This window comes from Dictyobacter halimunensis (assembly GCF_036245075.1).
In genome coordinates, this window is record NZ_BSRI01000002.1 from 1,714,516 (window position 1) to 1,741,376 (window position 26,861).

Sequence of the window (26,861 nt, forward strand, 5' to 3'; positions counted from 1 at the left end):
CTCACATCAGCATCCCCCCAGGAGAATGGTACTCCGCCGGGACCTTACATAGGATACTCTGTATAGCCTGGATAGGTCTCACATGTATGCACAGCAATAAAAATAACGTTCCTGCTTGCGAGCTTGATATAGCTGGTGTACAATCATAAACAACCCATACTCCGTGGTGGCACAACGGCAAAGTGCCTGATACGGACGCGCAATTCCCTGTACACGATAACGGCAAGAGACATCGGTCGTAAAGGTCGAATCTATCCATAAAGAGAGCATATGCAACAAAGACGATGGCTTTTTATATCAATAGCATTACTCTTGAGTTTTCTGGCTTACTTTGGCAGCATGCTGGTCATACCGCCCCCCACAGCGCAGGCTCACGCATATGTTATTGGTTCAGACCCGGTTGATGGCTCAACCGTTGGTAAGGTACCAGGTGAGGTACATATCTTTTTCAATGCTCCGATCAGCTCAATCAGCAATGCCCACATCTACTCGATTCAGCATGGAAATCTGGTAGAGGTAAGCACAGGCGCCAGTCGCGTGCCTGCTTCCAATCCACAAGAACTCATTGCATCGATTAAGACGCCCGATACCCAGCCCGAGGGTAGTTATGAAGTAATGTGGACAGCGGTAGCCAATAACGACGGCAATACAACGTATGGCATCATTGGTTTTGATGTTGGATTTTCAGGTACCGGCGTAGATGGGACCACTGTACTTGGCCCAACCAGTAGCAATAACCTGGAAAGCATCCACAAATTAGACACCGCCGCCATTCTATCCATCGTCTGGGAATGGATAACCACTGCCGCCCTGACGTTCTGGATCGGCCTGCTTGTCGTTGAGCAATTCATCCTGACGGATAAGCGTACGTTAAGCGTGCTTGCCCAGGCCCGCAAGCGCAGTTACGCGCTTGAATGGATGTGTCTCCTGGCGCTGCTCTGTGGCGAGATTATCGCGCTGATTCTACGCATGGTGCGCCTGGCCCAGACACTCCCTGCATTGAATATACCGCTACTCATCACAATTATTTCTGATACCATGTATGGCTTGATCTGGATCCTGCGTATCCTGCTCATTGTGATTGCCATGGTCTTTCTCTACGTCAGCCATCGCCGGCGAACGACACCGGTCGTTGAGCCAGAGCCTGAACCGGAGCCAATAACCAATTTTGAGCGCCTTTCAACGCAGGATGCCGTAGCGGTCAGCCCGAGTAAGACCCAGGAGGCGGTTGAGAAACGAACAGTCGAACCGGCGATGCCACCACGGCGTCAAACCGCGATCTGGCTGACCCTGGCCGGTCTGATCACCCTGACATTTGTGCTTACCAGTTCGATTGTTCAGGTCCTTAACCCATTCGTGAGCGCCATCGTTTTTGACTGGCTGCACTGGCTCTCACAGGGCATATGGTTAGGAGGCTTTGCCTATCTGGCCTATGTGCTTCTGCCGCTGCTCAGTGGGGCTGAACTAGAATACAACACCGAGACCCTGACCTTTCTCCTGCGTCGTCTGACGCCGCTCTTAATCGCGGGTATGGCCATTCAACTGGTCAGTGGGCTCTTCTTAAGTGAGGCCAGCATTCATGACCCTCAGCAATTGATCACCGATCCATTTGGACGCACACTGCTGGTCCAGATCCTACTGACCCTGTTCGCCGCGCTCCTGAGTATCTATGCACTCTATATCATTCGACCGAAACTGACCCACCAGGCCCTGTTGCTGCCGGTCGTTAAAGCGGATCTGCCCGCCAGGCGTACACGCCAGTCTGAGATCAGCGGAACGCAGCGCCTCCTCAAGCTATCCGCGAAGACAGTAGCCTTCTGTGGGGCGATTATCTTGCTGTGCTTTGCGCTCAAATCGTTTTTTGCGCCGCCGATCGATTTTCCCAATGTGAAGTATAATAACCCGGGCCTCACACAGGGAAACACTACCATCAACGCGCAGACGCGCCAGATGGGAGATCTTACGGTCACCTTACAGGTGCTCCCCGGGCGCATAGGCTACGAGCATACAGTGATCGTAATGATTACCGATAACAAAGGCAGGCCCGTCACCAATGCCCAGGTCAATCTGACCACCAATATGCAGCTCATGGATATGGGCGAGGGCCACGCCAGCCTGCAGCAGGGGAACCCGGTCTACATAGCTACCTTCGATAAGCGCGCCGCATTCAGTATGGCGGGCCTATGGAATATCAAAGTGGAGATTCAAAGGGCGGGACAGAAGAAACTGACCGATACCTTTAGGATTACCCTGACGGCTTAGGGGAGGTGAGGAACGCAGGCGTCCCCATTCTCTATTTTCGTGGTGCATCGGTGGCGCATTCGCGCCACCGATGCACCACGAAAATAGCATAAGAGTGTGTCTCAATGCGCACAACAAAAAATAATCAGGAGGAGGGTGGAGGGGCGCCGCCGGCCGCCTCTTCGGTGCGATATTCTTGAGCTAGTTCGGCGTAATGGCGGGCGCTCAGAGATAGAGCGGTAATCTCATTTTCATTCAGGCTGCGTACAACGCGCGCTGGTGTGCCCAGCGCCAGGACATGGTCAGGGATATGCTTCCCCTCACTTACCAGGGCACTGGCCCCGATGACCGTCTCACTATCAACACGCGCATGCGACAGGACCACGGCTTGCATGCCAACCAGCACACGCGCACCCAGTGTAGCGCCGTGCACCACGGCGTTATGGCCGATGGTACACTCTTCACCGATCTCTAGTGGGGCGCCCGCGTCCACATGCAGCGTACAGTTATCCTGGATATTGCTATGGCGTCCAACCACGATCCGGTCGCTATCAGCACGCAAGACCGCGTTATACCAGATGCTGACGCCCTCTTCAAGCACCACATTGCCAATCACCATGGCGCCCGGAGCGATAAAAACATCTTTTCCAATCTTTGGCCAGACTCCACGATAGGGCAAAACAGGCATAGTCAGTTTCTCCTCATCGATTATGGTTTATGTTATACATCAGCAATTTCGTGGCGCAATGCGCCACGAAATTGCTGATGTATAACATAATTGTTTTGAGTGCCATAGGCACAAGACCTTGTTAACGCAGGGCGTTTGTTACGACGAACACCAGGTTCGCGGGACGTTCGGCCATACGACGCATGAGATAGGGATACCAATGCGACCCATAGGGGACATAGACGCGCACATTGTATCCCTGCTTGACTAATTTATCCTGAAGATCACGGCGGATGCCGTATAACATCTGGAATTCGAAGGAAGATTTGCTGATGCCGTGATCGCGCACGAAACGACAGGCATCATCAATAATGGCTTCATCGTGCGAGGCGATGGCGGGAAAATTGCCACGCGCCAGCAGAATATGCATCAGCTCTACGTAGTTTCGGTCGACATCGGCCTTCTCTTGATAGGCCACGCTTTGTGGCTCTTTATAGGCCCCTTTGACCAGGCGTATCCGCGTACCCTGATCGACCAGTTTTATAATATCGTCATGGCTGCGATAGAGATAGGATTGAATGACCGTGCCGACCAGTTCATAGCGCTCGCGGGCCCGGCTGGTCAGAGCGACTGTTTGCTCTGTATACGCCGAGCCTTCCATATCAATGCACACAAAAACGTTGTGCTCGCGCCCGCTCTCTAAAATGGTAGTGAGATACTCCTCACACAATTCGGGAGAGATGTCCAGTCCCAGTGCCGTTAGCTTAATAGAAATATTCGCATCGATCTGGGTCCTGGCAATCAGTTCAATGGCATTCACGTAATCTCGCATCGCTTCCGCGGCCTCTTCTTTGACGGCCACGTTTTCACCTAACATATCCAGCGCTACTTGAATTCCACGATCATTAAGGGCGCGTGTCGCGCGTAAAGCATCCTCTAATACTTCGCCTGCGACAAAGCGACGCGAAACATTGCGAGTAAGCTTATTCTGCACAACAAAGTCGCGTAAGCGTGGATTCTGAGCGAGGTAGAGTAAGGTATCTTTGAGCATCTTTGGCATCCTTTCAGCGAGGAGAAGCAAAGAATGAATGATGAGCGGTTGGCTAGGCCGCAAAAATCATTCCTGTCACCAGCTGCAAAATTTATTTGCTCTACCTATCATAGCACAAGGAAGCGGGGTGTTTGCCAGATCTGATGGAAGACGGTACGAGCTTACCAACGCATGGCTAAACGGATCAGACGATCCCACACTACATCTGGCAGGAGGCGGCGCAGGAACATGAGTAATGCGGCGTTAAAGGGAACGCTGTAGCGCGCGCGAGGATAGGAACTGTCGAGGATGCGCACAACCGTGTCAGAGAACTTCTGTATCGGGAAGCCATTCTTGCTGGATTGGGTAGCGGACTTCTCGGCCATCGTCAGCAAACGGGCATAGGGGCTCGAGTCTCTGGCGGCGCCGAGACGCTCAAACGAACGTTGCAGGCTGGTCATCCAGATGCTGGTAGGGCTTGAGGCGGGCTCGATCAGGCTGACGCGCACGCCAAAGGGGGCTAATTCCAGCCGCAGAGCATCGCACAATCCCTCCAGCGCATACTTGCTGGCGGAATAGACGCCCGTGACCGGGACCGAGATGAAGCCGGAGATGCTGCTGACAAATATAATCTTGCCCCGGGCGGCCTTGAGCAGCGGCAGAAATAATTGCGTTACACCGACGTGCGCAAATACATTGATCTCAAACTGGGCCCGGATATCTTCCAAGGGCATAAGCTCAATGGGGCCACCATAGGCGGTGCCAGCATTGTTTAACAGGGCATCCAGATGGGGTGTCTCGCCGCGAGCAGCTGGCTGTTCGGCCTGTAAGATAACCTTCACCTCGTCACGCAACTTTTCCACCTGCTCCCGCTGAGTAATATCACAGAGCAGGGGCGTAATATTGTAATCGCAATGCTTCCGCTCAGCCTCCTCCAATAGACTGGCGCTATCCGCCTCTTTACGCACAGTCGCCAGAACATGCCAACCGCGGCATGCGAGATCCAGGGCCGTGCAACGCCCAAAACCACTGGAACAACCCGTAATAAGAATGGTCTTTCTTGCCATACCTGTTAACCGTCTCCTTGTCCGATACGACTCCATAGTCCCAGGCGTATAAGCTCGTTACGTGCCTCAAAGCCAAACAAGAGCGGATCTATCCCTCGCCCATGCCGAATTACCAGGCCACGCAACATCTCGATCAACTCCGCTTTACAGGCCACATCACGCTCAAAAGGGATATGCTGAGCTAACTGTTCGATCGCTTGCCTGTTATACCATTGTTCCTGCGTCTCAGCCATAGAATGAAAGACACACCCTTCCAACTATACGCATCGACAGCCTTCAGACGCATTGACATACGTACTGAAGCGGCGTGAGAGCTGTATAGTAAATTACACTGGACAAACGCCTGCTATGAAACCATGGTAACACCTGGCAAAGAATACGTGCAAGTGAAGGATCTTCGACAGGTCATTTTTTGGTATACCATGAAACAAAATGGAGATATGCGGATTATATATAGCCATTTTGCCCTAAAGTAAGCCGCAAAACTTGATTGAACAGGGAGTTCAATGTTACTGTGATGTAGTATTAAATTGTGTTGATAATAGTAGACATAAACGCATTTGTCAAAAATATATAAGGTAGGCGAGGAAATGTTCTGTACCTTTTGTAAAACAGCACGGGCAGCGAATGAGGCACCATGTCCTAATTGCGGGGCTCCATCTCCACTACTGGACAAGTCACAAAACGCGGGCTGGGGCGCCGGGAATCCCGGTGCTGCATCCTGGGGCGGTCCTGGAGCTTCCGGTGCATTATCCTGGGGTGGCCCTGATGCGCAAAGCAACATGGCATCCGGGGGACAATGGGAACAATCGCAGGTTCCTCAAATGTCTTTTAATAATGCATCGGCACCTTCCTGGCAGACCGGCTCAAACCCGATGCCATCATGGCAGCAGCCATCTGAACCATTGAATCCCATGCCATCGTGGCAGCAACCTTCCGGTCAGCTGGGCGCGCAACCAGTTGAGCAGAGCCCATCCTTTCAACAGGATCAGCAGCAAGCCATGCTGCCCGTCCCCTATCAGGGAGGAATGGAACTGCAAGAGGGGCGTCAGCCAACCATCTCACTGCAGCTGGTACCACAGCAGGCGGTTGAACACCTCTTGCCGGCTGAACCGATTAATCCTGACGTGATCCATGTCCCACCCATGTTTACCAAGCCACGCCCCATCGTTTCCCGCTATCGTGTCGTCAGTGGCTTTTTAAGCGTGCTGATTGTGTCGCTCTTATTATGTACGGGCGCCGGCTATTACGCCAAGGCCAGTGGCACCTGGGACAGAGTGATGAACATATACACCGGTAAGGCAAGTGTTCCCAATGTCACGACCGGCAATACAAACATCTCTGATCCACCGGCGCTGACCGCTAAAGACAGCGGACCCGCGATGAACGTCATCCCAGCCGTCTCGCTGGCAACCCACATTGATAAAAACAATCTGCCCATCCAATCGCAGAACATATTTCAGCCAGGGCAGACCTTTTATCTCACCTTTAGCGTGCAGCCTCCCAAGGGGCAGCAAGGCAAGGTGACGGCCAAGTGGTACACCAACGGTATATTTTATCAACCACAAACAACGCCGAACACGTTCAAATATGATCCGGTCCAGGTGTCCAATGTTCAAATGAACATGCGGTTTGACAATCGCCTCTCGGGCTACGTAGAGCTGTACTGGAATGATCAATTTGCCCAGCGGCGCTACTTCGTAGTCAGGTAAATACACGGACGTCTTAACATGCTGAGAGGGGTCTCTCGGGCGCGGCGGTCGCGCCCGAGAGACCCCTCTCAGCATAGCAATTCAGCGATGGAAAATATGGCCTTATTTGCACTGTGTCTCTACTTCTAAGTCACCATGAACCCTTACCTGACAAGCCAGACGCATGTTAGGATTTTTCTTCAGGTCGTTGCGCAACCAGAACTTCTCCATGAAAGAGAGCTCATTGGCATTGGTAGAAGGGGAGACGGCAACACGATCGGTACCACAGAAACCATTGCCATGGCAATTGGCGAACTTGTAGAGACCGCAGTATATGGGAACGTCGTTTTCTAACGCTGGATAACGGACAGTATCTCCTTCGGGGACTTCCACCCGTACATTCTCACGTACATATGTAATGGTTGGCACGACTCAATCCTCCGCAAAATAATAGCTTGTTGATGGATATAGCATAGCTTGATTATGCCTTGTCAGACTATAGCACAGAAGATAAGGAGCGTCAATGAAACGCGCAACAGGGCTTATCTGGCCGCCGTAGCCGTAGCCGTAGGAGGCATTGCGGTCGGGGTTGGTGTGGGACTGCTATGGTTGATGGTGACCTGAACCGTCTGGTGGACGGCGGCAACGCCTGGCGCGGTCGCACTGATCTGGATAACAGCAGTGGAGGTCTTGAGTCCCTCCTGCGGGGTATGCAGGACGACGGTGAGCGTAATGCTCTCACCCGCCTTGATGGCGCCCTGTGCAGGATCCACGGTAAGCAGTCCTTTATCGATCCCATCCACTCCCACAGAGCATTGCAGATCAACATTGCCGGTATTCTGGATGGTAATCGTCTGCGCGGGCGTATCCTGACCATCCACGGCCGTAAAGCTCAGGCTGGCGGGCTGTACCTTGATCTCCGGCGTCGGGGGAGCCGTAACCAGCAAAGCCACGGCCAGTTGCCGAATGTTGCCACTGGACGAGGTAAAGGTGATCGTTCCCTGATACGATCCCGCTCGCAGCGTTTTAGCTGAGGCGCTCACCGTCACCGCCAATTGTTCGCCTCCCACCAGAGAACCACTGGTGGGCGAAACCTGCAGCCAGTTCCCCTGGTCAACCGTCGCTACACGACTCGTCCAGTCCAGGGCAAACCCACCACTATTTTGTAATGTCACCGTCTGGTCGGCCGCAGACTGGCCCGCCTGGGTGGTGAAGTTAAGCGCAGGGGGTGAAGCAACCAGGTTGCCGGCGTTCACAACACTCATGGAGATACCCACCTGGGCGTTTGTCCCGCCGGAGAACTGAATACTACCCTGATAGGTACCGACGGCCAGATGATAGGAGTGGGCGCTCACCACCAGCGTCTCGCTGGCCCCGGGCGCCAGTTCATCATGATCCGGAACAAGGCTTAGCCAGTTACCGTTGTCTCCGGTGGAGGCCGTACCTGACCAGCTGGCCGCCTTCTGACCACTGTTGTGCAGGGTAATCAGCTGATCGGCTGGATCCTGACTGTTGCTGGCGGAATAGTTCAATTGCGTGGTAGACAGGGTCAGGACAGCCGGTGCCGGAGTCACCTCCATGGAGACGTTCATGGTGACGGTCGCGCTACCGGCATCTTTCTGGCTGAATGTCAGGTGTCCGCTATATGGCTGGGGGGCGAGCCCTCCTCGATTGACCGTCACGCGAACGCTCTGACTGCCAGAAAAGGTGCCGCTGCTCGGGGTGGTGCTGAGCCAGGGCTGATCGCTGGTCACGCTCCAGGAGATCTGGCCGCCACCGCTATTAGATAAAATGATCGATTGGCTGGAGACGATGCCGGGAGCCGCGGCGGGAAAACGGCACTCAGACTGAGAGAGCTGGAGGACGGACGGCTGAGCCGAGGGCGCCTTGATCTGAATATGCGTCACCGCCTCCACCCCACGGGTGCTATCCACGGCGTTCAGCTGATGATCTCCGGCCTGCCAGTCCGCGGGCACCTGCGCCTGCAGTGAAAAAGCACCTAGCGCATCGGTATGAACGGCCATTGGCTGTCCGTTTTCATTTATCAAAGCGAGATGGGAATCATGAAAAAATGTGATCTCGTCATGAGCCGCGAACCCTCTGCCCGATAGGGTAAAGGTGTCATTGGCACGCAACGTATCGGGCATCGCTTGAATTACCGGGGTGGCAATACCGTCGTGCCGGCCGATTAAAGCAAACGCGATAATGCTGGCGGCCAACAGTAAAAAGATACACGAAATGGTCAGCAGAGATGAAATGGTGCGGCGCGAAAACCAGTTCTGGCTTCGGGCTGGTCGAGGCAAACGTACCGTCTTCAGCTCAACCGGGGGCCGCACAGAGGTGGTCTTCCGCCGTAGCCGCGCGGTTCTCCGTGACTTTAAGGCCGGAGCCTCCTGCGTTGGAGGGAAAACAATATATTCAGGATTTTGCTTCCCCCGGTACAGCGGCTCCTTTTCATCGGCCGGGGAACGTTGCGCGATCATCATATTGGATTGATAGGGCTGATCTTCAGGATGGAGTCCAAAGGTATGCCCGGCGCGATGTGAGGCAGCAATCGGCCGTGAATCCTGGCGCGCCTCACGCGTCGATTCCGGGGATAATACATGCCCGCAGCGGCTACATACCTGAGCATCGACACGTTGTAAAGCCTGGCAATATATACAACGTTTGGTATCCATAATCCACCCTTTTTATGGCTCTGCTTATGCGCGCAACGACACACCGCTAGTGCTACGCTGAGAAAGGATAAACAACCTGGATCGAGTTTGGTCGATCCAGCTCTATATACAATAACAGACGTACGGACAACTATAATCCCAAATGCCCGCTTTATAGCAATTAGCCCTTACTATAAGTACGTTTTACGCCATCAAATTTAGATGCGCAGATATAACACGTACCCATAGCATGAGTCAGATTCCCATGATTATCGCCGGAAGCAAGCTTGAGCATTCGCACCTTTGATACTCAGCAGTCCATTGTATGGGGGATGCACCTGCGGTGCTCAACAGTCCATTGTATAGTGGATGCAACAGGGGCGCATTCGCGCCCCTGTTGCATCCACTATACAGAACCGGTGCGGCCGCGCACGCGGACGCCTGTGCGAGGGAGCGCATGTCTCCCCATACACGGTAAAGCCGAAGGCGGGGACGACGATGCGCGCATCGTCGTCCCCGCCTTCGGCTGGTGATACTTTACAGGTGGATTGTCCCACTTCACGGTGAGGGAGTGGGAAAGTTGGCGATAACATTGATCTGCATGGTTACAACGTTTCCAACCACGGAGACCGGACTACTGCCTGAATAAACCACCTGGGCGACATCTGTACCATTGGCGACGGCCGTATAGGTACCCGCTGGCACATTGTTAAAGGTGGCCACACCATTAACATCAGTTGTCTGACTGGCGATCACATTGCCGCTCAAATTGGAAAGAGAGACCAGCGCGCCCGCAAGCGGCATTGGTGATAGACAGCCAGCGCTCGCGCACGAATTAACGGTGACGCTGACCGTAGCCCCGGTGACGGTCAACGTCACGGGTATCTGCGGCTTGCCATCTACCGAAGCTCCACCACTACCGCTGGGGGTCACTGTAATCACACCATTATAAGTACCCACATTCAGGCCGGTCGCATCAACGCTCACGCCCAGTAAACTCCCCTGCCCATTGTCGGACCCGGTGGTAGAACTTAGTACCAACCAACTACTATCGGACGCCGCGGTCCAGGATACCGGCAGGACACATGAACCAGACAGGCTCAAGGGGATGCTCTGCTGGCTGGCCGTCTGACTCTGAAGCGCTGAAAAGGTGAGTCCCGGCGATGAAGACTGGAACGTACAGGGCTGTTGGACCGACATCGCCACGGACAGCTTTTGAGGGCTGCCAGGAACCCGCGTTCCCGTGCTATCGGTCACAACGATATTGGCCGATGTATTATAGTTTCCGGCCAGCAAGCCTGCATCACTGGGATCAACCACCACGGTTGCCGACTGGCCACTGGTCGTAAACTGTCCAGTGGCCGTCACGAGCTTGAGCCACGACGCTGATGCCCCATTGTTGATCCTCCACTTTAACGGCCAGCTACAATTACCTGAAACCGTAAACGTCACTTGCTGCGATGGAGGATCGACGCCACCTTGAAAGGCATTAAAGGCCAACGAGGTAGCAGACGGGAAGGTCAGCGAACAGGGCTCAAAGACCGTAAACGTCACCATAATGGTCTGGGGGCTTCCACTGGAGGGATTGCCATTGGCATCCACACCACTCAGCGCGATCTGCCCACTATAGCTACCTGGGGTAAGACCTGTGGCATCGACATTAACCATCAAACTACCCGTTTGACCAGCGGAAATTATACCTGGACCCTGCATAACACTCAACCATTTCGCCAACGGCGTCGGCGCTACAGCCAGCGTCAACGGGCTCCTCCCGGTATTAGCGACAGCGATACTCTGGGCGGGGGGATTATCCTGACCACTGGTCACGCTGAAGTTGAGGTTCAACGGCGAGGCTCCCATAACTGGAGCCGAAGGGAGAGGCGGTGGCTGTATGATCAGTTGTACAGACACCGTCTGCGTGCTTTGCGCCATTGAGATCGTGAGAACCCCATTATAGGTACCCGCCGACATACCACTGGTATTGGCGGTAATCGTAGTAGATGCCGTGGCGGCATTCATCAAATTTCCCTGGCTGGGAGTAATCGTCAGCCAGTGTACTGATGATGAAACGCTCCAGTTGGAGCTCCCTCCACAACTGGCATTGCCAACCAGATTTAACACCTGGCTATTGGTGGTACTGCTCTGACCGGCCACGGTGGTAAACAGCAGGTTACCAGTACTGAGCAACAGGCTACAACGAGGCTGTACCGTCAGCGATACAGCCACGGATTGAGGGCTATTCAAAGCCTGCGGGTCCTGAAATTGTAGCTGTGCCGAATAGGTACCTGGCAGTAATGTCCGGCTATTTGCATTCACGTTTATCGATACATTCCCTCCGGGAGGAATGGTACCGGCCGTGGCACTGGTGGTTAGCCAGGGATTGGTAAATCCAACTAAGTTACTGACATAAGAATTAGTATCCGCCTTCGTATTTGAGGGTTGGTTATGAACAGACCAGTGCAATGGCTTCCTGCCAGGATTTGAGATGACCAGTGCCTGCGTCGCGGGATCTGCCATGCCATCAACGGCGGTAAACGACATCACTGCCGGGGAGACATCAAGCACTGCACCCGCGTTAGCAGGAATGGCCGTCACCTCCATGTGGACCATGATATCTTGCGGATCGCTTACATTGGATGAAAAGGTAATTTTCCCATCATACGAGCCAGGATTCAGCTTGGTGCGATCAACGGCGACCTGCACGTCCTGGTGATCGCTGAACATACCATGGTCGGGAGTAAACATCAGCCAGCTGGTACCGCTGCTGGCTGACCAGTTGATACTGCCACCACCGGCATTATCCAGGCGTATGGTGTATAACGTATTGGCACCTTGCAGGGCGGAACCCAAATCAATGTTTGTGCTTTCCAGTTGCAGGTGGGCCGGACGCGTCGGACCTACCCCGATGGATAATACCGCGCTGGCGGTATAACGTACCTTGATATCTTCGGCTTCAATTGTATGTGAACCAGCCTCCCAACTGCTATCGATCCGCATGACAACGTCTTTTGATCCCTGGGCGTCAGCATGAACAATATCCCCCTCATTGATCAGCTTGACGCGCTCCTGAATATCGTGTGAGAGAACAATCGATGAGTTGGGCGCAAAATCCTTCAGGTGAATCGTGACAAGATCACCTTGATTGGCAAAATGCGTCGAAAGCGTCATGGTAGGTGGCAAACTCGAAAACGCGGTTGCCCCGTGTTCTAAAAACGCTACCAGCGCCGCGTCGATGCCCAAAGCAATGATAGCAATCGCGCACATGATAATGAAAGCGAGACGCAACCACTTGCGCGGTGCCCTCCGCATATTTTGCAAGAACGATCGCGTCTGATAAATAAAGGCCTCACGTATATCACTACTTATGATGCGTGTTTTACCGGACACTTCCGGGAAGCGGCGAGAAAGCAACGGATCGTCATGGTCAATCCATTCGTCCTTCCCTTCATCGATCTCCGCTGTATGCAGCCAGGGCCAGAGATCGGGCAGGCGCCTATCCAGATCCTCTGCTATCCGCTCATGAAACGCATTCTGCATATGCTCTGTACTATAAGCAGTGGCTGGTAAGGGTGTGCTTTCACGGCGAATGTCCGCCGAAATATCTCGCAACGGTGACAGACGCGATGGCCGTGGTAAGCGAGCCCCAGGCGAGGCTTCTCCCTCCACCTCGGCAATCATCCTGGCAGCGTTATTGAGCATATGAAAAGAATGATCTGCAGCAGCTTGATAGCTATCAGGCACCGACCGGGCCTGCTCATCAGAAATATGCGTATCAGGTTCAGGATAAAACGCGTCCATTGGCACGGTGGACAGAGAAGATGGAGACAATACATGATCCGGCACGATTTCCGCATCTGGCACAAACGGCTCGATTGATCGGACGGGATCCACCATATCATAATCACGATGTTCATGCTGTTCATCATGTGCAGGCTCAAAATAAAAGGGATTCTCCACCTGAGCCGGGGTAGATGGAGAAGCAACCAGTGGGGTAAGCGCCATTGACCCCTCATTGTGTTTCAGCGTAGTTGGTTCAGCAGTTGGTTCAAAGGAAGAAGAAACAAACTGATCTGCGCTTATTCCCTCACCTGCCGCTTCCAGTTCCTCCTGTTTTCCACGGCCTTTGAGCTCCAAACGGCACTGATCGCACAGGATAGCTGAAGCACTACATGGCTGATTACAACGCAAACAATGATTCATGCTTTTAGCTCTTCTGGTGATAAATATAAAATCCCATACCCATATATGCCAATTTTACACTCTACTGTTGACAAAAAAAATTCCACTCATCCCACATTACTACTTCACCCACACACCTCGACTCATCAATTATAAGAGAACTCACATTGAATAAACGTTGCTAATCAGCAATTGTCACCAAAACAGCAAAAATAGGTATATTGAGCCTCAATTCCCCTGGCATACAAAGAAATCTTTCTTGTGCGGTTGCAGAAAATGGTCGGCAGTGCCGACCATTTTCTGCAACCGCACAAGAAAAGTATCCTTTAATAGGACTGCTAGCGCAGGACGGCTCCAAAATCTTCGTGCAGCATACGAATAATGCGATCCTGCAACTCGTTCGCCTCGCTGTCTTTCAAGGTCCGATCCTGAGCCTGGTACACCAGCGTATAGGTCAGGTTCTTTTTGCCGGCGGGAATGGGATCGCCAGTATAGACATCGAAGAGATCGACCGAACGCAACAGCTCACCGCCATGGCGGATAATATCGGCCTTAATATCCTGAGCCGCGATATGCTGGTCCACCACCAGAGCCAGGTCGCGCGTCAGCGCCTGGTGTCGTGAAATCGGCCTGTAGGTCAGCTGAGTCGGCACCGCCGCGTAGAGCGCCTCCAGGTCAAACTCGGCCAGGTATGCGCGCTGGGCAAGGTCGTAGCGCTGCTGAACCAGCGGATGCACCTCACCTAACACACCTACCGGGCGGAAAACCTCGTCTCCGCTATCCGTGGTATAGGCCAGTTCCAGCAGTGCACAGCGACCAGGATGGAAGGTAGGATGCTGAGTTGGCACAAAGCGATAATTGCGGATCTTGAGTCCCGCCAGCAGTGTTTCGGCGATGCCTTTCAGATCGTAGAAATCGGCCGGGCGCGATAATTCTGGCAGCCAGGTGTTCTCAGCCGGACCCGAGAGGGCGAAGCCAAGCGTGCGGCGCTCATCCGGCAGACTCGACACGCCATCTGTCGGCAGATAGCGACGCCCGACCTCAAAGAAACGCAGGCCATCTTTGTTATGCTTACTGTTCTGCTGAATGGTCTCCATGAGATTGCTCATCAGCGTCAGGCGCAAGGACTCCAGTTCGGGGCTGAGCGGATTGACGACCGTGATCGCGGGCAGGGCACGGGCATCAAATGTTGCTACCGACGTGTTGATATTAGAGGCGGCGATGCGTGCTTCCTCCTGGGCGGCCGAACGATTGGGCGCCTGCAAGAGCAGACTGGCGGATGCCGCATCGGCCTGAGCCAGCAATTTAATCATACGTGCCCGACTGGTCAGCGTATAGGTCAGGATCTCGTTCAGACCAGCTCCGATCATCAGATTGCGGATCACCTGTTCACGCTCGAACCAGCGATCGATGGTCTGCTCTGGCAGAGGACCATCAGGGATGGTGCTGGGAATATGCTCGTAACCGATCAGGCGAATAACCTCTTCTACCAGATCGGCGCTCTGGGTGACATCCGTACGGTAGGTTGGAACCGTCACCTGCATGCTCTTGCCATCCTCATCGGGCATCACGCTGAAATCCAGTGCGCTCAATGCCTCAACGACCTCGTCCTGTGTGACCTGCATTGAGGTCAACCACTCCACATCATCGGTCGAGAACGGCATGGTACGTGGCTGCACCGGATGCGGATAGATATCCACCACCCCTGGATGAACGCTACCACCGGCCAGCTCGGCCAGCAGCTGCATGGCGCGGTTCGCTCCCAACAACGCCAGTTCAGGATCTAATCCCTTCTCGAAATGACTGGAGGCATCAGTGCGCAATCCCAGCGTCGTCGAGGTCCGACGCACATTACCGGGATGGAAGTTGGCGGACTCCAGCAACACGTTGGTGGTCTTATCGCTTACCTCACTGGCCGCGCCACCCATCACACCGGCAATAGCCGTCGGACCCGTGGGATCGGTAATGAGCAGCATGTCCGGTGTCAGTTTGCGCTTGACGTCATCCAGCGTGGTCAGCTCTTCGCCGGGCCGCGCATGACGCACGATAATGTGATGCTCGGGGACCAGGTCGTAGTCGAAACTGTGCAATGGCTGACCATATTCCAGCAGTACATAGTTAGTAATGTCCACCACATTGCTGATCGGTCGCAGGCCAGCGGCCAGCAGGCGCCGCGCCATCCAGTTGGGAGAGGATCCAACCTTCACATTGCTCGCGATGCGCGCCGTGTAACGCGGGCAAAGCTCGCTATCCTCAACCGTCACCCTGACCATCTCCGTCGCCGGCGTCCCCTGTTCCTGGAAACGAAGCTCGGGCAGGCGCAACGGACGCTTGGTCAGCGCGGCTACCTCGCGGGCGATCCCGATAATAGAATTAACATCGCCCCGGTGGGCTTTGATCGAGAAATCGAGCACCACCTCGCCCAGCAGATCCACCAGCGGCTGTCCCAACTGCGTATCCGCGTCCAGAATATAGATGCCAGAATGATCGCTGCCCATACCTAATTCGCGCGGTGAGCACAGCATACCCTGCGAGACATAACCGAACTTGCGCGTCTCACTGATCGTGATATCGCCCACCTGGGCACCTGGCAGCGCCAGCGGCACCTTATCCCCTAACTGAATGTTGGGCGCGCCACAGATCACGTTGATCTGACTGCTACCGGTATTAATCTTCGTATAATTGAGGTGATCCGACCCCTCGACCTTCTCCAGATGATCGATCTGTGCCGTGATAATCTTATCACCCCAGCTCTGTCCAATATATTCGATCGCCTCAACCTCCAGACCGGCCATTGTCAGCGTATGGGCCAGTTCTTCGGGCGACTGCGTAATCTCAACATACTCCTTGAGCCAGCTCAAAGGAACTCTCATTGCGTCTACTCCTTCTTAAAATCGCCATTCATGCTTGCTTTTTTTGCTCCACGACCGCCGCTACTACAACTGGCGTAAGAAGCGCAGATCATTGCCGGAGAAGAGGCGTATCTCTCCTATGCCATACTTCAGCATAGCGATGCGTTCGACGCCCATGCCGAAGGCGAAGCCCCGATATTTCTTTGGATCATAGCCCACGTTGCGTAGAACGTTGGGATGCACCATGCCCGATCCCAGTACCTCAAGCCAGCCGCTATATTTACAGGAGCGGCAGCCCTTGCCATTGCAAAGTCCACAGCTAATATCCACCTCGGCGCTGGGCTCCGTGAATGGGAAGTAGCTTCCCCTGAAGCGCAGGCGACGCTCAGGACCGAACATCTCATGGGCGAAACGCTCCAGGCAGCCCTTCAGGTCTGCCATCGTACACACCTCATCGATGAGCAGGCCCTCGATCTGATGGAACATCGCCTCGTGGGTCGCATCGATATCCTCATTGCGATACACCTTGCCGGGCACCACCACGCGAATGGGCGGCTGATACTGCTCCATCGTTCGAATCTGCATCGGCGAGGTCTGGGTGCGCAGCAAAACCTCACCCGGAGCGATCCAGAAGGTATCCTGCATATCGCGCGCGGGATGATCAGTCGGAATATTCAGCGCCTGGAAGTTATGATAATCATTCTCCACCTCCAGACCCTGCAGGACGCTGAAGCCCATACGTACGAAGATATCGGTCACCTCTTGAATCGTACGCGAGATAGGATGCATGGTCCCGGCGGGCAGAGCCCGGCCCGGCAGCGTCACATCGATGCGCTCCTGCTCCAGAGTCAGCATCAGCTCGCGCTGCTTCAGCTCCTCACGCTTCTCCTTCAGATGGCGCTCCAGTTCCTTCTTCACCTCATTGATCTTCTGACCCACAACGGGGCGCTCCTCCTTCGACAGCTTTGGCATCATCGAAGAAAGGCTCTTCAGCTCGCCGCGATTGCGTCCGAGGTAGCGTGTATCCCAATCATCAAGGTCAGCAGATGTGTTGATCGGCCCTAATTCCTCGATCGCCCGCGCCAGCAGCGAATCGAGTTGTCCGAGCAACTGTTCGAGTTGTCCAATCATACAACCTCCCAAAAATCAAAAAACCGACATTCGTCAACAGGGACGAAGTTGTCGGCTATAGCAAGCTCCGTGGTACCACCCGTATTGAATGGCAAACACATCTATATACCCGGCGCGCCGATCGCCATACGTACGACGACAAAGCGCCAGAGAAAGGTGCCGCAGCATTCCACTCGGTTTGTCTGTTAACGGTGACGGCCGGGGCTGTCTACTTTACCACGGGTTCAACAGCCAGCTCTGGGGTGAACTTCAGCGACTTCGCACGCAAAAGGGCTTACAGTCGGTGGCCCTCTCTCCCTGAGCGCGCCTGGACGCTTACTCTCCCCATCATAGCTTTTCACTGCCTACGCAGTCTAATTTCCTGAAATATATATTAGCAGATCGACCCACAAAAGTCTAGCGTACAGATTTAAGAAATTTACAAAAAAAATCCCCAAAAGCGCTTGACTTGGCTTTTCTTTTCTGCTATACTAATGCCTGTTCCGATAAGAACAGCGGGGTGTAGCGCAGCCCGGTAGCGCACTACAATGGGGTTGTAGTGGTCGGAGGTTCAAATCCTCTCACCCCGACTAGAGTCAAGGCCTGAAACGTCTTCTTAAAGAAGCCTCAGGCCTTGTTTTTTGCCCTTCGCCAAAATGCATTAAGGAATCAAACCTTTAATTGGGGGCAAAACTGGGGGCAAAACTCTAACATTGCCAAAGCAGCAGTAAAACCCATCACATCTAAACGTAGCTCTATCAACTCACGCATTCTAACTAATTCATCTTTGGAAAAACCAGAGTATAGATTCCTCTAAAGGGGGAAATGCATGGATGCAGATCAATGGATAAAGTTGTTTAACGCCATCATCTCACTGATTTTAGGAATTAGTTGGCCCCTTGTCGCCTTATTTCTCCTGGCCTATCTTCGCGTACCCATCAAAAAATTCATCGAGAATATGGGAGAAATTAATTTAAAGGCAGGCCCGATTGAAACTACAGTGAAGAAGCAAACCATTGAAGCAGCGGCATCTTTAGGTGCAGCGGCAGCTGTAGCAGAGATAAATGAGAAATCATCAACAAACCAAGATCTGGCTGAAAATAAAATTACCGATACAGACATTGCTCGTGAAGTAGCATCCTTAATAAATCAAATTGTTACACCTCAAACGCTCCATAAAATACAAGGTGCAAAAATACTCTGGGTTGATGACAGACCCTCGAATAACTATTATGAAAGAGAAGCACTATCAGCACTGGACATCCGGTTCGTTCTCAGCAATTCAACTGAAGATGCATTAGAAAAACTAGGCAAAGAGAATTTCAATCTCATCATATCTGATATGGGACGTCCACCAGATGCACACGCTGGCTATACCCTATTAGAAAAAGTACAGAAATTGAATCGAGATATCCCCTATATCATTTATGCTCGAGGGGGTAACTCGCCTGAATACCAGAAGGAAGCTCGTAGAAAAGGGGCTTTGGCAAGTGTAAGCGGGCCAGAACGTTTATTCGAAAAAGTCATCAATGCCTTGGCCATTTACGATTTATAGGCATAACAAAAAAGGTCAGAAGCTCATTAAAGCAAGCTTCTGACCTTTTTACAGCACGATAAAAATGCCACTCATAAAAACTAAGCTTGAGAACCGAACCTAAGAACGTCCCTTCTCATCACTCTCATCATCCAATAAAAACACGCCATCCCATGTGTCTACAACCTCTTTCTGCATAGAAGGAAGCAGGTGCGAATATGTCCTCAAGGTAATCGATATATCGCTGTGCCCCAATAGCTCCTGTATGACTTTGATATTTACGCCCATACAAAGCAAAATCGATGCCGCACTGTGACGGAGATCGTGAAAGCGAATGTGGGATAAACCGACCTCTTTTAACAGCTTTCTGAACTTCTCCCCCATGTGATTAGGATGCATATACCCACCGCTCAAGTTAGGGAACACCAGGTCATTATCTACCCACTTCTTAGCAGCTTCACGCGCTGCCAATTGTTGAATGCGATGCTTTTCTAGCATGTCAATAAGAAAAGAAGGAAGACTAATCAGCCGCTTACCCGCTGTCGTCTTAGGCTTATCCTCGATGTAACCATAGTGAGCTATAAAATCAACGGAGTGCATCACCAGTAAACGCCGCCGCTCGAAATCCACATCGGACCATCGCAAAGACAGCAGCTCGCCACGACGCATACCAGTGACTACAGCCATAGCCAGTAAGACTTCCAGGCGATGGCCCTGGACGTGCTTCACCAGAACCCGCGCCTGCTCCAGTGTCAGAGGAACAACTTCACGGCTCACGATACGAGGAGGAGTGACCAGGTCGCAGACATTTCTAGAAACCATTCCCCAGCGTACCGCATTTTTCAGAGCCAGATGTAGCACCCCATGAATCTCATGCACGACTTTAGAGGAAAGTGTCTCAAGTTTTTTCGTGTAAAACGCCTGCAATTGTTGAGGAGTGAGCTTATCTAACCAGACGTTACCAAGATCATCGACGATATATCTGATAAGCTTCTTATAATTAACATAGGTACTGATACGGAGCTGACTCCTATGAGCGTTCTCTAGCCAGTCCTCCAGGTAGTCGCCCAGCTTCTTCCTAGCAGCGGTGACTACAGTCCCCTTCTCTAACTCCCGCAACACCTCGTTCTTTTTTCGGATAGCTTCTTGTTTGGTTTTACAGCGGTATTTTTTACGCTTGCCAAGAGAGGTTGTGATCTGTGCAACCCATCTATCACGACTCTCCTCATAATACACCGTACCCTCATTATGACCACGTTGACTTTTATCTGCCATAAGCACCACCTCCTATGCAAGCACCTGTTCACGTTCTTTTAGCCAGGCGTGAAGAGAGTCGGGAGACACGCGCCTCATTCCCCTCACTTTAATCGAAGGCAACCCTTCGAGGTAAATGTAGTTGTAAACCGTCTGGCGACATACGCCCAGATGCACAGCCACGTCGGCAACGGACAATAAAAATTTTTGAGTAGGCGCAACACCTCCTAATTTGCTCATAGGCACACCTCCTTATGCTACTTGCCAATCAGCAGACCGCCGTTCATTACGCTGATAGGCCCACACATGAATCACCCGTCTGGATAACTGCTTTCCGCCACTGTGTAAATCTTCCAACACCTCTAGCAGCGTCTTTCGCTTGCGCTTTCTGTACTCCTTGATATCATTCGTGAACTCATAGCGCTCGACCAGGTGCCAGGGAGAGCGGGCCGGAACCTCTTCAACCTCCTCAATATCCTCCTCTTCCTGTTCTAATGGCTTGCCATTTTCCTCTTCAGCTATCCCCTCAGCGCCCTCTACAGGCTGTTCTATCGACTCTTCCATCCCTTCGAATAATTTCATCCGCATAACGGCCACACGCTCAGGAAAAAACTGACGAGAATAGCGAATCCGATGCGCTTTACTTGTCGCTTGCTCCATAACCGTCTCAGTGATGTACTCACTATGGCCCTCGTCATCCTGCACCAGCACCTTACGTTCACGCTCAACCTGCCGTGTGCCCTTCTCGCCAGTCGTGAGAGCCTTCGTCAGGTACTTCGTAACGTAACCGATGGCACGAGTGTTACGAATGCGCTCAATATGCCCAATCTCTGCTATCCCATGCCGAGCCGAGCGCCACAGCGGTTGGATCACCTCTTTATAGGGAATGCTATCAACTCCCTTGATCAGCAGATGCCAGTGAAAGCCATTTTCCGCAAAGTTCGCATGTCGCTCCAATACTGCAAAGTACTCCACTGGATACGCCGGACGAACCCCGATATGGCCTCGACCTCGACCCTTTGACCCACGGCGCAACGCTTGCATAAAGGTGGTCAGCGCCCTGGCGGCCTCTTCAACCGTCTGCCCTGCCTTCGTCAGCGTCAGAAACAACACCGGCTCAGACGCCTTGACCAACTGTCGCCACAGGTCCACTTTCCGAGGGCCGCAGTAGAGGCAGTCCCAGCGGTTACAGCGCGCCCGAATCTCTTCACCTGTCTCGTGATTGAGGAAGCGGTGACGTATCGCCCAGGGATTGCGACAATACAACAGCGTATCAATGCCCATTTCCTCTGCCATATCCGCTTGCTGCTCAATTGGCGGCAGCTCCCAGCGCCTTTTTTCTGCTTTGATTGCTATCGCTTTCCCCATAGGCACCTCCCTAAATTGGATTTCTATATACATGAAGCGTTATATAAGTATCTGAAATGTGAAAAGAGGAATTCGCATGAAACTCTCTAATCAACCTTCCAATCACCGAATTCTTAGGAACCTTCGCTTTTATTTGGATCTTAATAAACCTCCTAGCCTCCGTTTTATGACAATAACCGTCCGTTTTATATCAATAATCGCTGCAATCTCACTGATGCTCAATTTTCTCCTTGCTACGGTTCTTTTTTTCGTGCTCGATATTTCTCTGCCATGGACGCATTTTATTCTGATATTAGGCGTTATGTGTTTTGGCCTTGGATTCGAAATTCTTTTATTCTCATTTATTTTAAAGCTTCCACCCCCTGACTCTAATCATCCAACAACAAAGCCAACATAAAATTTTACTTGTGTGATATATGCTTATAAGGGTCAAGGGAAGGACCCGGAGGCTTGTACGTCGTTCGGGCGGGGACCCCAACCCCGCCCGCCGCGTACAAGCCAGCCCCCAGGCCACGGGCCAGACGGATCGATGCCCGGCGTTTTGGCTGACGCCCGGCCAGCGTGATCGTAGCCGGTTGTGGGGGCGATGCCGCCCTTGACTCAGGCGGTTGATCGGCTGGGGCCGAGAGCGACCTGGTACTGCATTGGGAACCGAACCGCAGCCCGGTCGCTCTCTGACGCGTGAGTATAACCGCCTGGTCAAGGGTCGGGCCTGGCGGCATCGCTTGTTCCCCACAACCGCCATGCGCAAGCCGAACAGCCCACCAACGCTGTGCCTCAAGCTCCCAAGGATGCTTGGTCGGCTTCGCCAGCGCTGCCGCATATAATCATCAGCCAACTTATGCTCTCCCTTTCTGTTTGAGTCGCAAAAAGATCATCCAGACCACCATCAAGAACATGGACAATGCGCTTAGCCGACCAGGCAGGTAAAGCAATAATGCTACAATATCCTCATGCATGCAGACCTCCTTTTTCATTTTGTGATATGTATTTCATGTCGTTTAACACAATAAAAGGGAAAACCAGGTTTAACTTACAGAAGGGAACTGCTTATGCCATCTCTCTTTCGCAATCTTACTCAGGAGCAAAGAAGCCAGCTACAAGATGCTGTTTACGCAGGCGCACTTGCTATTAACCTCTTGTTCCTTCAAAACCTCATCACGACTACGCCAAATCATGAAACTCATGCAGCTCTCATCAATTTCGCAGTTGGTATCCCAGCCGCCGCTGGTGCCATCCTTTCAAAACGCCTTCACCAGCGTAGTACCTATGTTGACCGCCTTATGGGCTATCTTAGCCTCTGCAATACAACCGCCGGTGTTGCATTCGCACTTTGGCACTTCTCCCCTGATGTGAGCATTACATTTTTACTCAGCACTGGATGTGCCGCAGCGCTTATCATCCTTGGACATAACATCTATAGTTCCCCTTCTAATGCAGAGACAACAGAGATCATAGCTGAAGTTAAGCCTGCACAGGCACCAAAGAAGCGAAGAAACAGATAAGCACAAACAACTTCATGCACCAATCTAATGGCTAGCCAATTTTTTGTTTTCAGCTAATGGCTAGCCATTTTCCTCTTTTCTTCCCTATCAATCCACCTCCCTATGCCCATTCTTCTAACTCATCGCCCTGGTAGGCATCGACCAGGAGACGATGACGATAGACTTCTAACTCAAGCCAGCGCTGACGTTCCTGCCAGGAATAGTCATAACGCCCATGACAGGACGGGCACAGCGCCGCCAACCGTGGAGCCGGGTTCCAGGGATCGTGATCCAGATGCGCCGCCGCCAGGTAGACGGTATATACAACGCCCGTCCTTTCTGACACCGCTAGCTCACCATGCCCAATGCCGCAATGCTCACAACACCATCCCGCCTGTTCCTTGCAGGCCAGCGCCAGCTCCTCCCAGTTCTCTGGATACATCCAGCGGTTTTTCATCCCGCCTACACCCGCCACGTTCCCTGAACAAAGGCCAGCACCACCCACACCACCGCCGCACCCACAGCCATCCAGATCAACCAGAAAAAACAGCCGCGCAGCCGTAGCGAACGCAGCACCCCAATCACCAGGAAGAAAAACACGGCCGTCAAAGCTACTCCCATAGGCATCCCTCCTTCTACGGCTTAGCCATTGAACACCAAAGTAGACAAAAGAGGAGCTATTGCTAGCCCCTCCCATCAGCTATAAGCGGCCTTGAAACTGCTTGTACGCCTCAATCTGGTCAATATACATGCGCGCCGAGTTGTAGAGTCCTTCGCCCAGTTCGGTTGCTTCATCAGGTTCAGGCACGGGATACTGATCAACAAGATCGCGATCGCGCTCAAGTTCCAGGCGAATATCGTGCCAGGTCCCACGCAGCCGTTCACTAAAATCGTTCAAGCGCTGCTCAACATCCGCTTGAATGGCCTCATATTCATCCCGGTACGCCTGGATCAGATCGCTATAACCCCGTATCACCCATTCCCACTGTGTACTCAACTGCTGCTCAAGTGTCTGCCGCTGCTGGCTCACCCGTTCGGCCAGCGAGACATCATAGTACTGCTCGATGTACTGAGAGAGTATAGAGGTCAGTGCACCAGGGTAGAGCGCTTCCAGGGCGTCCAGTTCGACGGCCCCCTCACCATGCCGAGCTTCAAAACCGATACGCCGCCGTTCCGTCTCCTTAATGGGCGTCCGAGGGAGCTGGTAGTACTGCACCTGTTCCAGCGTCAGCACCACCGGGAAAACACGAATATCCAGGTTCAGGCCGAAGCGCCGCACAAAGTATTCAATCTTGCGCGACATCGCCACCGGCATCGACTGGCCTGCCGGGTCGAAATCGGAGACGTAGAAGATACGCGCCGGTTTATTGGCTTGCTGTAGACGATGCACCAGGGCAAGCGTCGCCGTGATACTCATCTCTCCCATACCCGTTTGCAGGTTGGCATTGTACCGCTCACATAACGGGCCGAGCACGTCATTCATAGTGGACTTTTCGCACCAGACTTCCAGGTGATACGCCTGCTCAGGATAGTACCCATACACAGAGTAGTCGGGCACTTCAGGAAACGGCGGCAGCGTGATACCAGAGCGTGGTAAGTAGCCATTGACTGACACATACGGTTCAGCCTTACGACTTGTGGCATAGATCATCGTCTCAGGGGTGCGACGATCATTAAAGGCCCCAGGATCGACGAGTTCCAGGTACCGGGCCGCTTTGGACGCCAGGTTCAGACTATCCCAGCATTCAATGGTATTTTCATATGGCTTGCCATTGGGAAATTGCGCCGTTCCCTGAGACACCAGCCAGTAGTGCACGCGCCGGATATGCATGCGTTCATCACCGATATGATGCCAGAGTTCGGAAAACCACTGCCCCAATGACACATCCGTTGGCGTGCCTGTATAAAACGGATCGTTTTGCGGAGCCAGCACAATCAAGTCATTCACAGAGACGCCTTGCTGTTTGGCCGTCTGTTTGATCCATCCATAATCAATGCGCTGTTCTTCAAAGGTATAGCTCATAGGCTCCCTCCAATCACTGGAAAGGCGCGGTTTTGACCGTCTCTACAGCCTCCACACGCGCCCTGATCACACTTACCATGTTCATCATCACCCTACGAAGTTCGAACCTGAAAATGCCGCCATTGATGCCGGTTGGCAAACTGAACATCTTGCCCAGCGGCCAAGGCCTGCCGGATCGTTTCCGCCTCCTCACGTGACAACCGCTGCCCGCCAGCCACCAGCAAGGCACCCGTTACGGGATCGAGATCGAGGGAGCCGCCCCCACTGGCTGGGGTTGTGGACGAACTCCCGGCGAAGGGTTGGCACTAGCTCGCTGGGCAGGCGCACCAGGAGCAACCTGTGGACGAGGGGCACCAGCAACGGGACTCTGCGGCTGTAGCCGTGGAGCTGCGCCTTGTGGTTGTGGACGCCGGGCCACTGCACTCCCTTGAGCAGCCGGAGCTTTCTGCTTGTTACGTTCCAGGTCCATATCGACCACTGCCAGGAACACCGACGCCAGAGGCACAATCGAGAGCACGATATACGTCGCCACCACCAATACCCCTTGTTGGCCCGCCGGAGCCGAGTGTATCCAGTCTGCATGCAAGATCACATCCGCCGCTTGCGCATAGTTGGCGAAGATCTCCACCAGTTCCACCACCAGACAAATCGGGATATAGGCCCAAAATGGTTCCTTTTGCATCAGCCGATAGGCTAAGCCGCGACTTACAAAGTAACCCAGGATACCAAAGCCAGCCGCCGCCGCCCAGGTCACGTAGGGCTGAAGCAGATCAGCCCCCGTGGTAGTATCCAGAGGAGAGAAAATCCAACGGATCGCGTGGGCCGAGACGATGGAGAAGACAAACGACACCATCCGCAAAACCACATGTTCCGCACTGCGTATCCAGGCCTCTTGCTGTCCTCTGGCATGTTGCCATAGTTTCATAGGCTACCTCCTACTAGGCCGCTACCCCTTGGGGAAGACGACAGACCAGCGTCAAGAACGATCCTTTGCCCTTGATCTTGACGACATCAAAATTTATGTTGCTCATCGTCGCCGGGAGATTGGCGCGCAGCCGGTTGACGATCTCGTCATATTGCTCCTGGGCCGCGTTCACCTGTTTAAGCTGTTTGAGTTCCTCAAGTTCGGGAAAGCCGCCAGAGAACTGGCATTCATACTTCTCAAAGGTATCGGCATCGATGACGGTTAGCTTGACAGAGAAACCAGGCCGAGGCATACCCGTAACCTGATCATAAAAAGTGCTTTCGAGCACATCAGCATTGAGGACAATCGCGTTCATGTTCATAAGCAACCTCTCATTCTTTGCTTTCACAGCAACTCATATGCTTGTCGAAACAACGAAATGTACGTATGTACGTTGTCCAGGCCGCAGACCCACCACACACCGCACATACGTACCCCTCCTACCCTCGCCACATCTAGAATCGGCCTGCCTCCAAGTCACTCAACCACTCCCAACCGCCTCATCGATCATCTGTTGCAGCCGTTGCTCACCAGCCGCTACCACCTGCCCGGTCGGATCATCCCACCACAACTGCAACGAGCCGCCACATCCAGGACAACACGCCACCACCAGCCCCGGCACATCCCGGCCACCATCGCGATAGTTCACCACTACTTGACCACCGATCACCCCCAGCACGAACGACCACAACCGATACCCGCACGCATGCCGCATCCATTTCCCGTCACCCATAGCCACC

At 53.1% G+C, this 26,861-nt stretch carries 23 protein-coding genes and 1 tRNA gene; 5 read left to right on the forward strand and 19 right to left on the reverse strand.

The features are described from left to right. Nucleotides 1-270 precede the first annotated feature (270 nt). On the forward strand, nt 271-2,262 hold the full coding sequence (locus AABA21_RS21060; RefSeq protein ID WP_338253456.1) for a copper resistance CopC/CopD family protein: 1,992 nt from the start codon (nt 271-273) through the stop codon (nt 2,260-2,262). Between the two features lie 124 nt (nt 2,263-2,386). Here the strand turns inward: AABA21_RS21060 and AABA21_RS21065 are convergent, their stop codons facing one another. The 4 genes from AABA21_RS21065 to AABA21_RS21080 form a co-directional block, all read right to left on the reverse strand. After that, nucleotides 2,387-2,929, reverse strand: a complete 543-nt coding sequence (locus AABA21_RS21065) for a gamma carbonic anhydrase family protein (protein WP_338253458.1) — start codon at nt 2,927-2,929, stop codon at nt 2,387-2,389. A 121-nt stretch (nt 2,930-3,050) separates the two neighbouring features. Continuing rightward, the gene (locus AABA21_RS21070) at nt 3,051-3,959 is read right to left on the reverse strand and encodes a proline dehydrogenase family protein (protein WP_338253459.1); all 909 of its coding nucleotides are present in this window, start codon (nt 3,957-3,959) and stop codon (nt 3,051-3,053) included. A gap of 161 nt (nt 3,960-4,120) precedes the next feature. Beyond that, on the reverse strand, nt 4,121-5,005 hold the full coding sequence (locus tag AABA21_RS21075) for an SDR family oxidoreductase (protein WP_338253461.1): 885 nt from the start codon (nt 5,003-5,005) through the stop codon (nt 4,121-4,123). A 5-nt stretch (nt 5,006-5,010) separates the two neighbouring features. Next, nucleotides 5,011-5,238: a hypothetical protein gene (locus AABA21_RS21080; RefSeq protein WP_338253462.1), complete on the reverse strand. Its 228-nt coding sequence runs from the start codon at nt 5,236-5,238 to the stop codon at nt 5,011-5,013. Between the two features lie 591 nt (nt 5,239-5,829). Between AABA21_RS21080 and AABA21_RS21085 the strand changes: the two genes are divergently transcribed. Then, nucleotides 5,830-6,717: a hypothetical protein gene (locus AABA21_RS21085; protein ID WP_338253464.1), complete on the forward strand. Its 888-nt coding sequence runs from the start codon at nt 5,830-5,832 to the stop codon at nt 6,715-6,717. A gap of 102 nt (nt 6,718-6,819) precedes the next feature. Here AABA21_RS21085 and AABA21_RS21090 read toward each other — a convergent pair whose 3' ends face one another. The 5 genes from AABA21_RS21090 to pheS form a co-directional block, all read right to left on the reverse strand. Beyond that, complete coding sequence (locus tag AABA21_RS21090) at nt 6,820-7,125, reverse strand: 2Fe-2S iron-sulfur cluster-binding protein (RefSeq protein WP_338253465.1); 306 nt, start codon at nt 7,123-7,125, stop codon at nt 6,820-6,822. Between the two features lie 113 nt (nt 7,126-7,238). Continuing rightward, nucleotides 7,239-9,374 carry a BACON domain-containing protein gene (locus AABA21_RS21095; protein ID WP_338253466.1) on the reverse strand — a complete coding sequence of 712 codons (2,136 nt, stop codon included), beginning with the start codon at nt 9,372-9,374 and terminating at the stop codon, nt 7,239-7,241. 537 nt (nt 9,375-9,911) lie between these two features. Further along, nucleotides 9,912-13,553, reverse strand: a complete 3,642-nt coding sequence (locus tag AABA21_RS21100) for a BACON domain-containing protein (protein ID WP_338253467.1) — start codon at nt 13,551-13,553, stop codon at nt 9,912-9,914. 317 nt (nt 13,554-13,870) lie between these two features. Then, a complete protein-coding gene (gene pheT, locus AABA21_RS21105; protein WP_338253468.1) occupies nt 13,871-16,405 on the reverse strand; it encodes a phenylalanine--tRNA ligase subunit beta in 2,535 nt (844 codons plus the stop codon). 63 nt (nt 16,406-16,468) lie between these two features. After that, nucleotides 16,469-17,515, reverse strand: a complete 1,047-nt coding sequence (pheS, locus tag AABA21_RS21110; RefSeq protein ID WP_338253469.1) for a phenylalanine--tRNA ligase subunit alpha — start codon at nt 17,513-17,515, stop codon at nt 16,469-16,471. 495 nt (nt 17,516-18,010) lie between these two features. Here pheS and AABA21_RS21115 point away from each other — a divergent pair. Both AABA21_RS21115 and AABA21_RS21120 read left to right on the forward strand, forming a co-directional pair. Further along, nucleotides 18,011-18,084: transfer RNA gene (locus AABA21_RS21115), tRNA-Pro, on the forward strand. A gap of 239 nt (nt 18,085-18,323) precedes the next feature. Further along, nucleotides 18,324-19,049, forward strand: coding sequence for a DNA-binding transcriptional response regulator (locus tag AABA21_RS21120; RefSeq protein WP_338253470.1), 726 nt, complete (start codon nt 18,324-18,326; stop codon nt 19,047-19,049). 99 nt (nt 19,050-19,148) lie between these two features. Here AABA21_RS21120 and AABA21_RS21125 read toward each other — a convergent pair whose 3' ends face one another. The 4 genes from AABA21_RS21125 to AABA21_RS21140 all read right to left on the reverse strand — a co-directional run bounded on the left by AABA21_RS21125 (nt 19,149) and on the right by AABA21_RS21140 (nt 22,372). Next, a complete protein-coding gene (locus AABA21_RS21125) occupies nt 19,149-20,303 on the reverse strand; it encodes a tyrosine-type recombinase/integrase (protein WP_338253471.1) in 1,155 nt (384 codons plus the stop codon). A gap of 12 nt (nt 20,304-20,315) precedes the next feature. Beyond that, on the reverse strand, nt 20,316-20,522 hold the full coding sequence (locus AABA21_RS21130; protein WP_338253472.1) for a helix-turn-helix domain-containing protein: 207 nt from the start codon (nt 20,520-20,522) through the stop codon (nt 20,316-20,318). A gap of 12 nt (nt 20,523-20,534) precedes the next feature. Further along, nucleotides 20,535-21,650, reverse strand: a complete 1,116-nt coding sequence (locus AABA21_RS21135; RefSeq protein ID WP_338253474.1) for a rolling circle replication-associated protein — start codon at nt 21,648-21,650, stop codon at nt 20,535-20,537. Nucleotides 21,651-22,051: 401 nt separating this feature from the next. After that, nucleotides 22,052-22,372 carry a hypothetical protein gene (locus tag AABA21_RS21140; RefSeq protein WP_338253475.1) on the reverse strand — a complete coding sequence of 107 codons (321 nt, stop codon included), beginning with the start codon at nt 22,370-22,372 and terminating at the stop codon, nt 22,052-22,054. Between the two features lie 330 nt (nt 22,373-22,702). Here AABA21_RS21140 and AABA21_RS21145 point away from each other — a divergent pair, with 330 nt between their 5' ends. Further along, on the forward strand, nt 22,703-23,155 hold the full coding sequence (locus tag AABA21_RS21145) for a hypothetical protein (RefSeq protein ID WP_338253477.1): 453 nt from the start codon (nt 22,703-22,705) through the stop codon (nt 23,153-23,155). 100 nt (nt 23,156-23,255) lie between these two features. Here AABA21_RS21145 and AABA21_RS21150 read toward each other — a convergent pair whose 3' ends face one another. From AABA21_RS21150 to AABA21_RS21175, 6 genes are all read right to left on the reverse strand, one after another. Next, the gene (locus AABA21_RS21150; protein WP_338253479.1) at nt 23,256-23,591 is read right to left on the reverse strand and encodes a hypothetical protein; all 336 of its coding nucleotides are present in this window, start codon (nt 23,589-23,591) and stop codon (nt 23,256-23,258) included. A 5-nt stretch (nt 23,592-23,596) separates the two neighbouring features. Beyond that, nucleotides 23,597-23,755, reverse strand: a complete 159-nt coding sequence (locus tag AABA21_RS21155; RefSeq protein WP_338253481.1) for a thiol:disulfide interchange protein — start codon at nt 23,753-23,755, stop codon at nt 23,597-23,599. A gap of 79 nt (nt 23,756-23,834) precedes the next feature. After that, nucleotides 23,835-25,157: a CCDC90 family protein gene (locus tag AABA21_RS21160; RefSeq protein ID WP_338253483.1), complete on the reverse strand. Its 1,323-nt coding sequence runs from the start codon at nt 25,155-25,157 to the stop codon at nt 23,835-23,837. 232 nt (nt 25,158-25,389) lie between these two features. Further along, a complete protein-coding gene (locus AABA21_RS21165; protein WP_338253485.1) occupies nt 25,390-26,082 on the reverse strand; it encodes a hypothetical protein in 693 nt (230 codons plus the stop codon). A 13-nt stretch (nt 26,083-26,095) separates the two neighbouring features. Further along, complete coding sequence (locus AABA21_RS21170; RefSeq protein ID WP_338253486.1) at nt 26,096-26,437, reverse strand: hypothetical protein; 342 nt, start codon at nt 26,435-26,437, stop codon at nt 26,096-26,098. A 165-nt stretch (nt 26,438-26,602) separates the two neighbouring features. Next, complete coding sequence (locus tag AABA21_RS21175) at nt 26,603-26,854, reverse strand: hypothetical protein (protein WP_338253487.1); 252 nt, start codon at nt 26,852-26,854, stop codon at nt 26,603-26,605. Between the last annotated feature and the right edge of the window lie 7 nt (nt 26,855-26,861).

Coding starts and splice junctions, on each gene's coding strand:
- AABA21_RS21135 (WP_338253474.1), bottom strand. CDS start 21,650: ATGGGGAAAGCGATAGCAATCAAAGCAGAAAAAAGGCGCTGGGAGCTG.
- pheS (WP_338253469.1), bottom strand. CDS start 17,515: ATGATTGGACAACTCGAACAGTTGCTCGGACAACTCGATTCGCTGCTG.
- AABA21_RS21125 (WP_338253471.1), bottom strand. CDS start 20,303: ATGGCAGATAAAAGTCAACGTGGTCATAATGAGGGTACGGTGTATTAT.
- AABA21_RS21065 (WP_338253458.1), bottom strand. CDS start 2,929: ATGCCTGTTTTGCCCTATCGTGGAGTCTGGCCAAAGATTGGAAAAGAT.
- AABA21_RS21165 (WP_338253485.1), bottom strand. CDS start 26,082: ATGAAACTATGGCAACATGCCAGAGGACAGCAAGAGGCCTGGATACGC.
- AABA21_RS21120 (WP_338253470.1), top strand. CDS start 18,324: ATGGATGCAGATCAATGGATAAAGTTGTTTAACGCCATCATCTCACTG.
- AABA21_RS21175 (WP_338253487.1), bottom strand. CDS start 26,854: ATGGGTGACGGGAAATGGATGCGGCATGCGTGCGGGTATCGGTTGTGG.
- AABA21_RS21140 (WP_338253475.1), bottom strand. CDS start 22,372: ATGCCGCCAGGCCCGACCCTTGACCAGGCGGTTATACTCACGCGTCAG.
- AABA21_RS21170 (WP_338253486.1), bottom strand. CDS start 26,437: ATGAACGCGATTGTCCTCAATGCTGATGTGCTCGAAAGCACTTTTTAT.
- AABA21_RS21075 (WP_338253461.1), bottom strand. CDS start 5,005: ATGGCAAGAAAGACCATTCTTATTACGGGTTGTTCCAGTGGTTTTGGG.
- AABA21_RS21095 (WP_338253466.1), bottom strand. CDS start 9,374: ATGGATACCAAACGTTGTATATATTGCCAGGCTTTACAACGTGTCGAT.
- AABA21_RS21145 (WP_338253477.1), top strand. CDS start 22,703: ATGCCATCTCTCTTTCGCAATCTTACTCAGGAGCAAAGAAGCCAGCTA.
- AABA21_RS21150 (WP_338253479.1), bottom strand. CDS start 23,591: ATGAAAAACCGCTGGATGTATCCAGAGAACTGGGAGGAGCTGGCGCTG.
- AABA21_RS21060 (WP_338253456.1), top strand. CDS start 271: ATGCAACAAAGACGATGGCTTTTTATATCAATAGCATTACTCTTGAGT.
- AABA21_RS21130 (WP_338253472.1), bottom strand. CDS start 20,522: ATGAGCAAATTAGGAGGTGTTGCGCCTACTCAAAAATTTTTATTGTCC.
- AABA21_RS21160 (WP_338253483.1), bottom strand. CDS start 25,157: ATGAGCTATACCTTTGAAGAACAGCGCATTGATTATGGATGGATCAAA.
- AABA21_RS21155 (WP_338253481.1), bottom strand. CDS start 23,755: ATGGGAGTAGCTTTGACGGCCGTGTTTTTCTTCCTGGTGATTGGGGTG.
- pheT (WP_338253468.1), bottom strand. CDS start 16,405: ATGAGAGTTCCTTTGAGCTGGCTCAAGGAGTATGTTGAGATTACGCAG.
- AABA21_RS21085 (WP_338253464.1), top strand. CDS start 5,830: ATGTCTTTTAATAATGCATCGGCACCTTCCTGGCAGACCGGCTCAAAC.
- AABA21_RS21080 (WP_338253462.1), bottom strand. CDS start 5,238: ATGGCTGAGACGCAGGAACAATGGTATAACAGGCAAGCGATCGAACAG.
- AABA21_RS21100 (WP_338253467.1), bottom strand. CDS start 13,553: ATGAATCATTGTTTGCGTTGTAATCAGCCATGTAGTGCTTCAGCTATC.
- AABA21_RS21070 (WP_338253459.1), bottom strand. CDS start 3,959: ATGCTCAAAGATACCTTACTCTACCTCGCTCAGAATCCACGCTTACGC.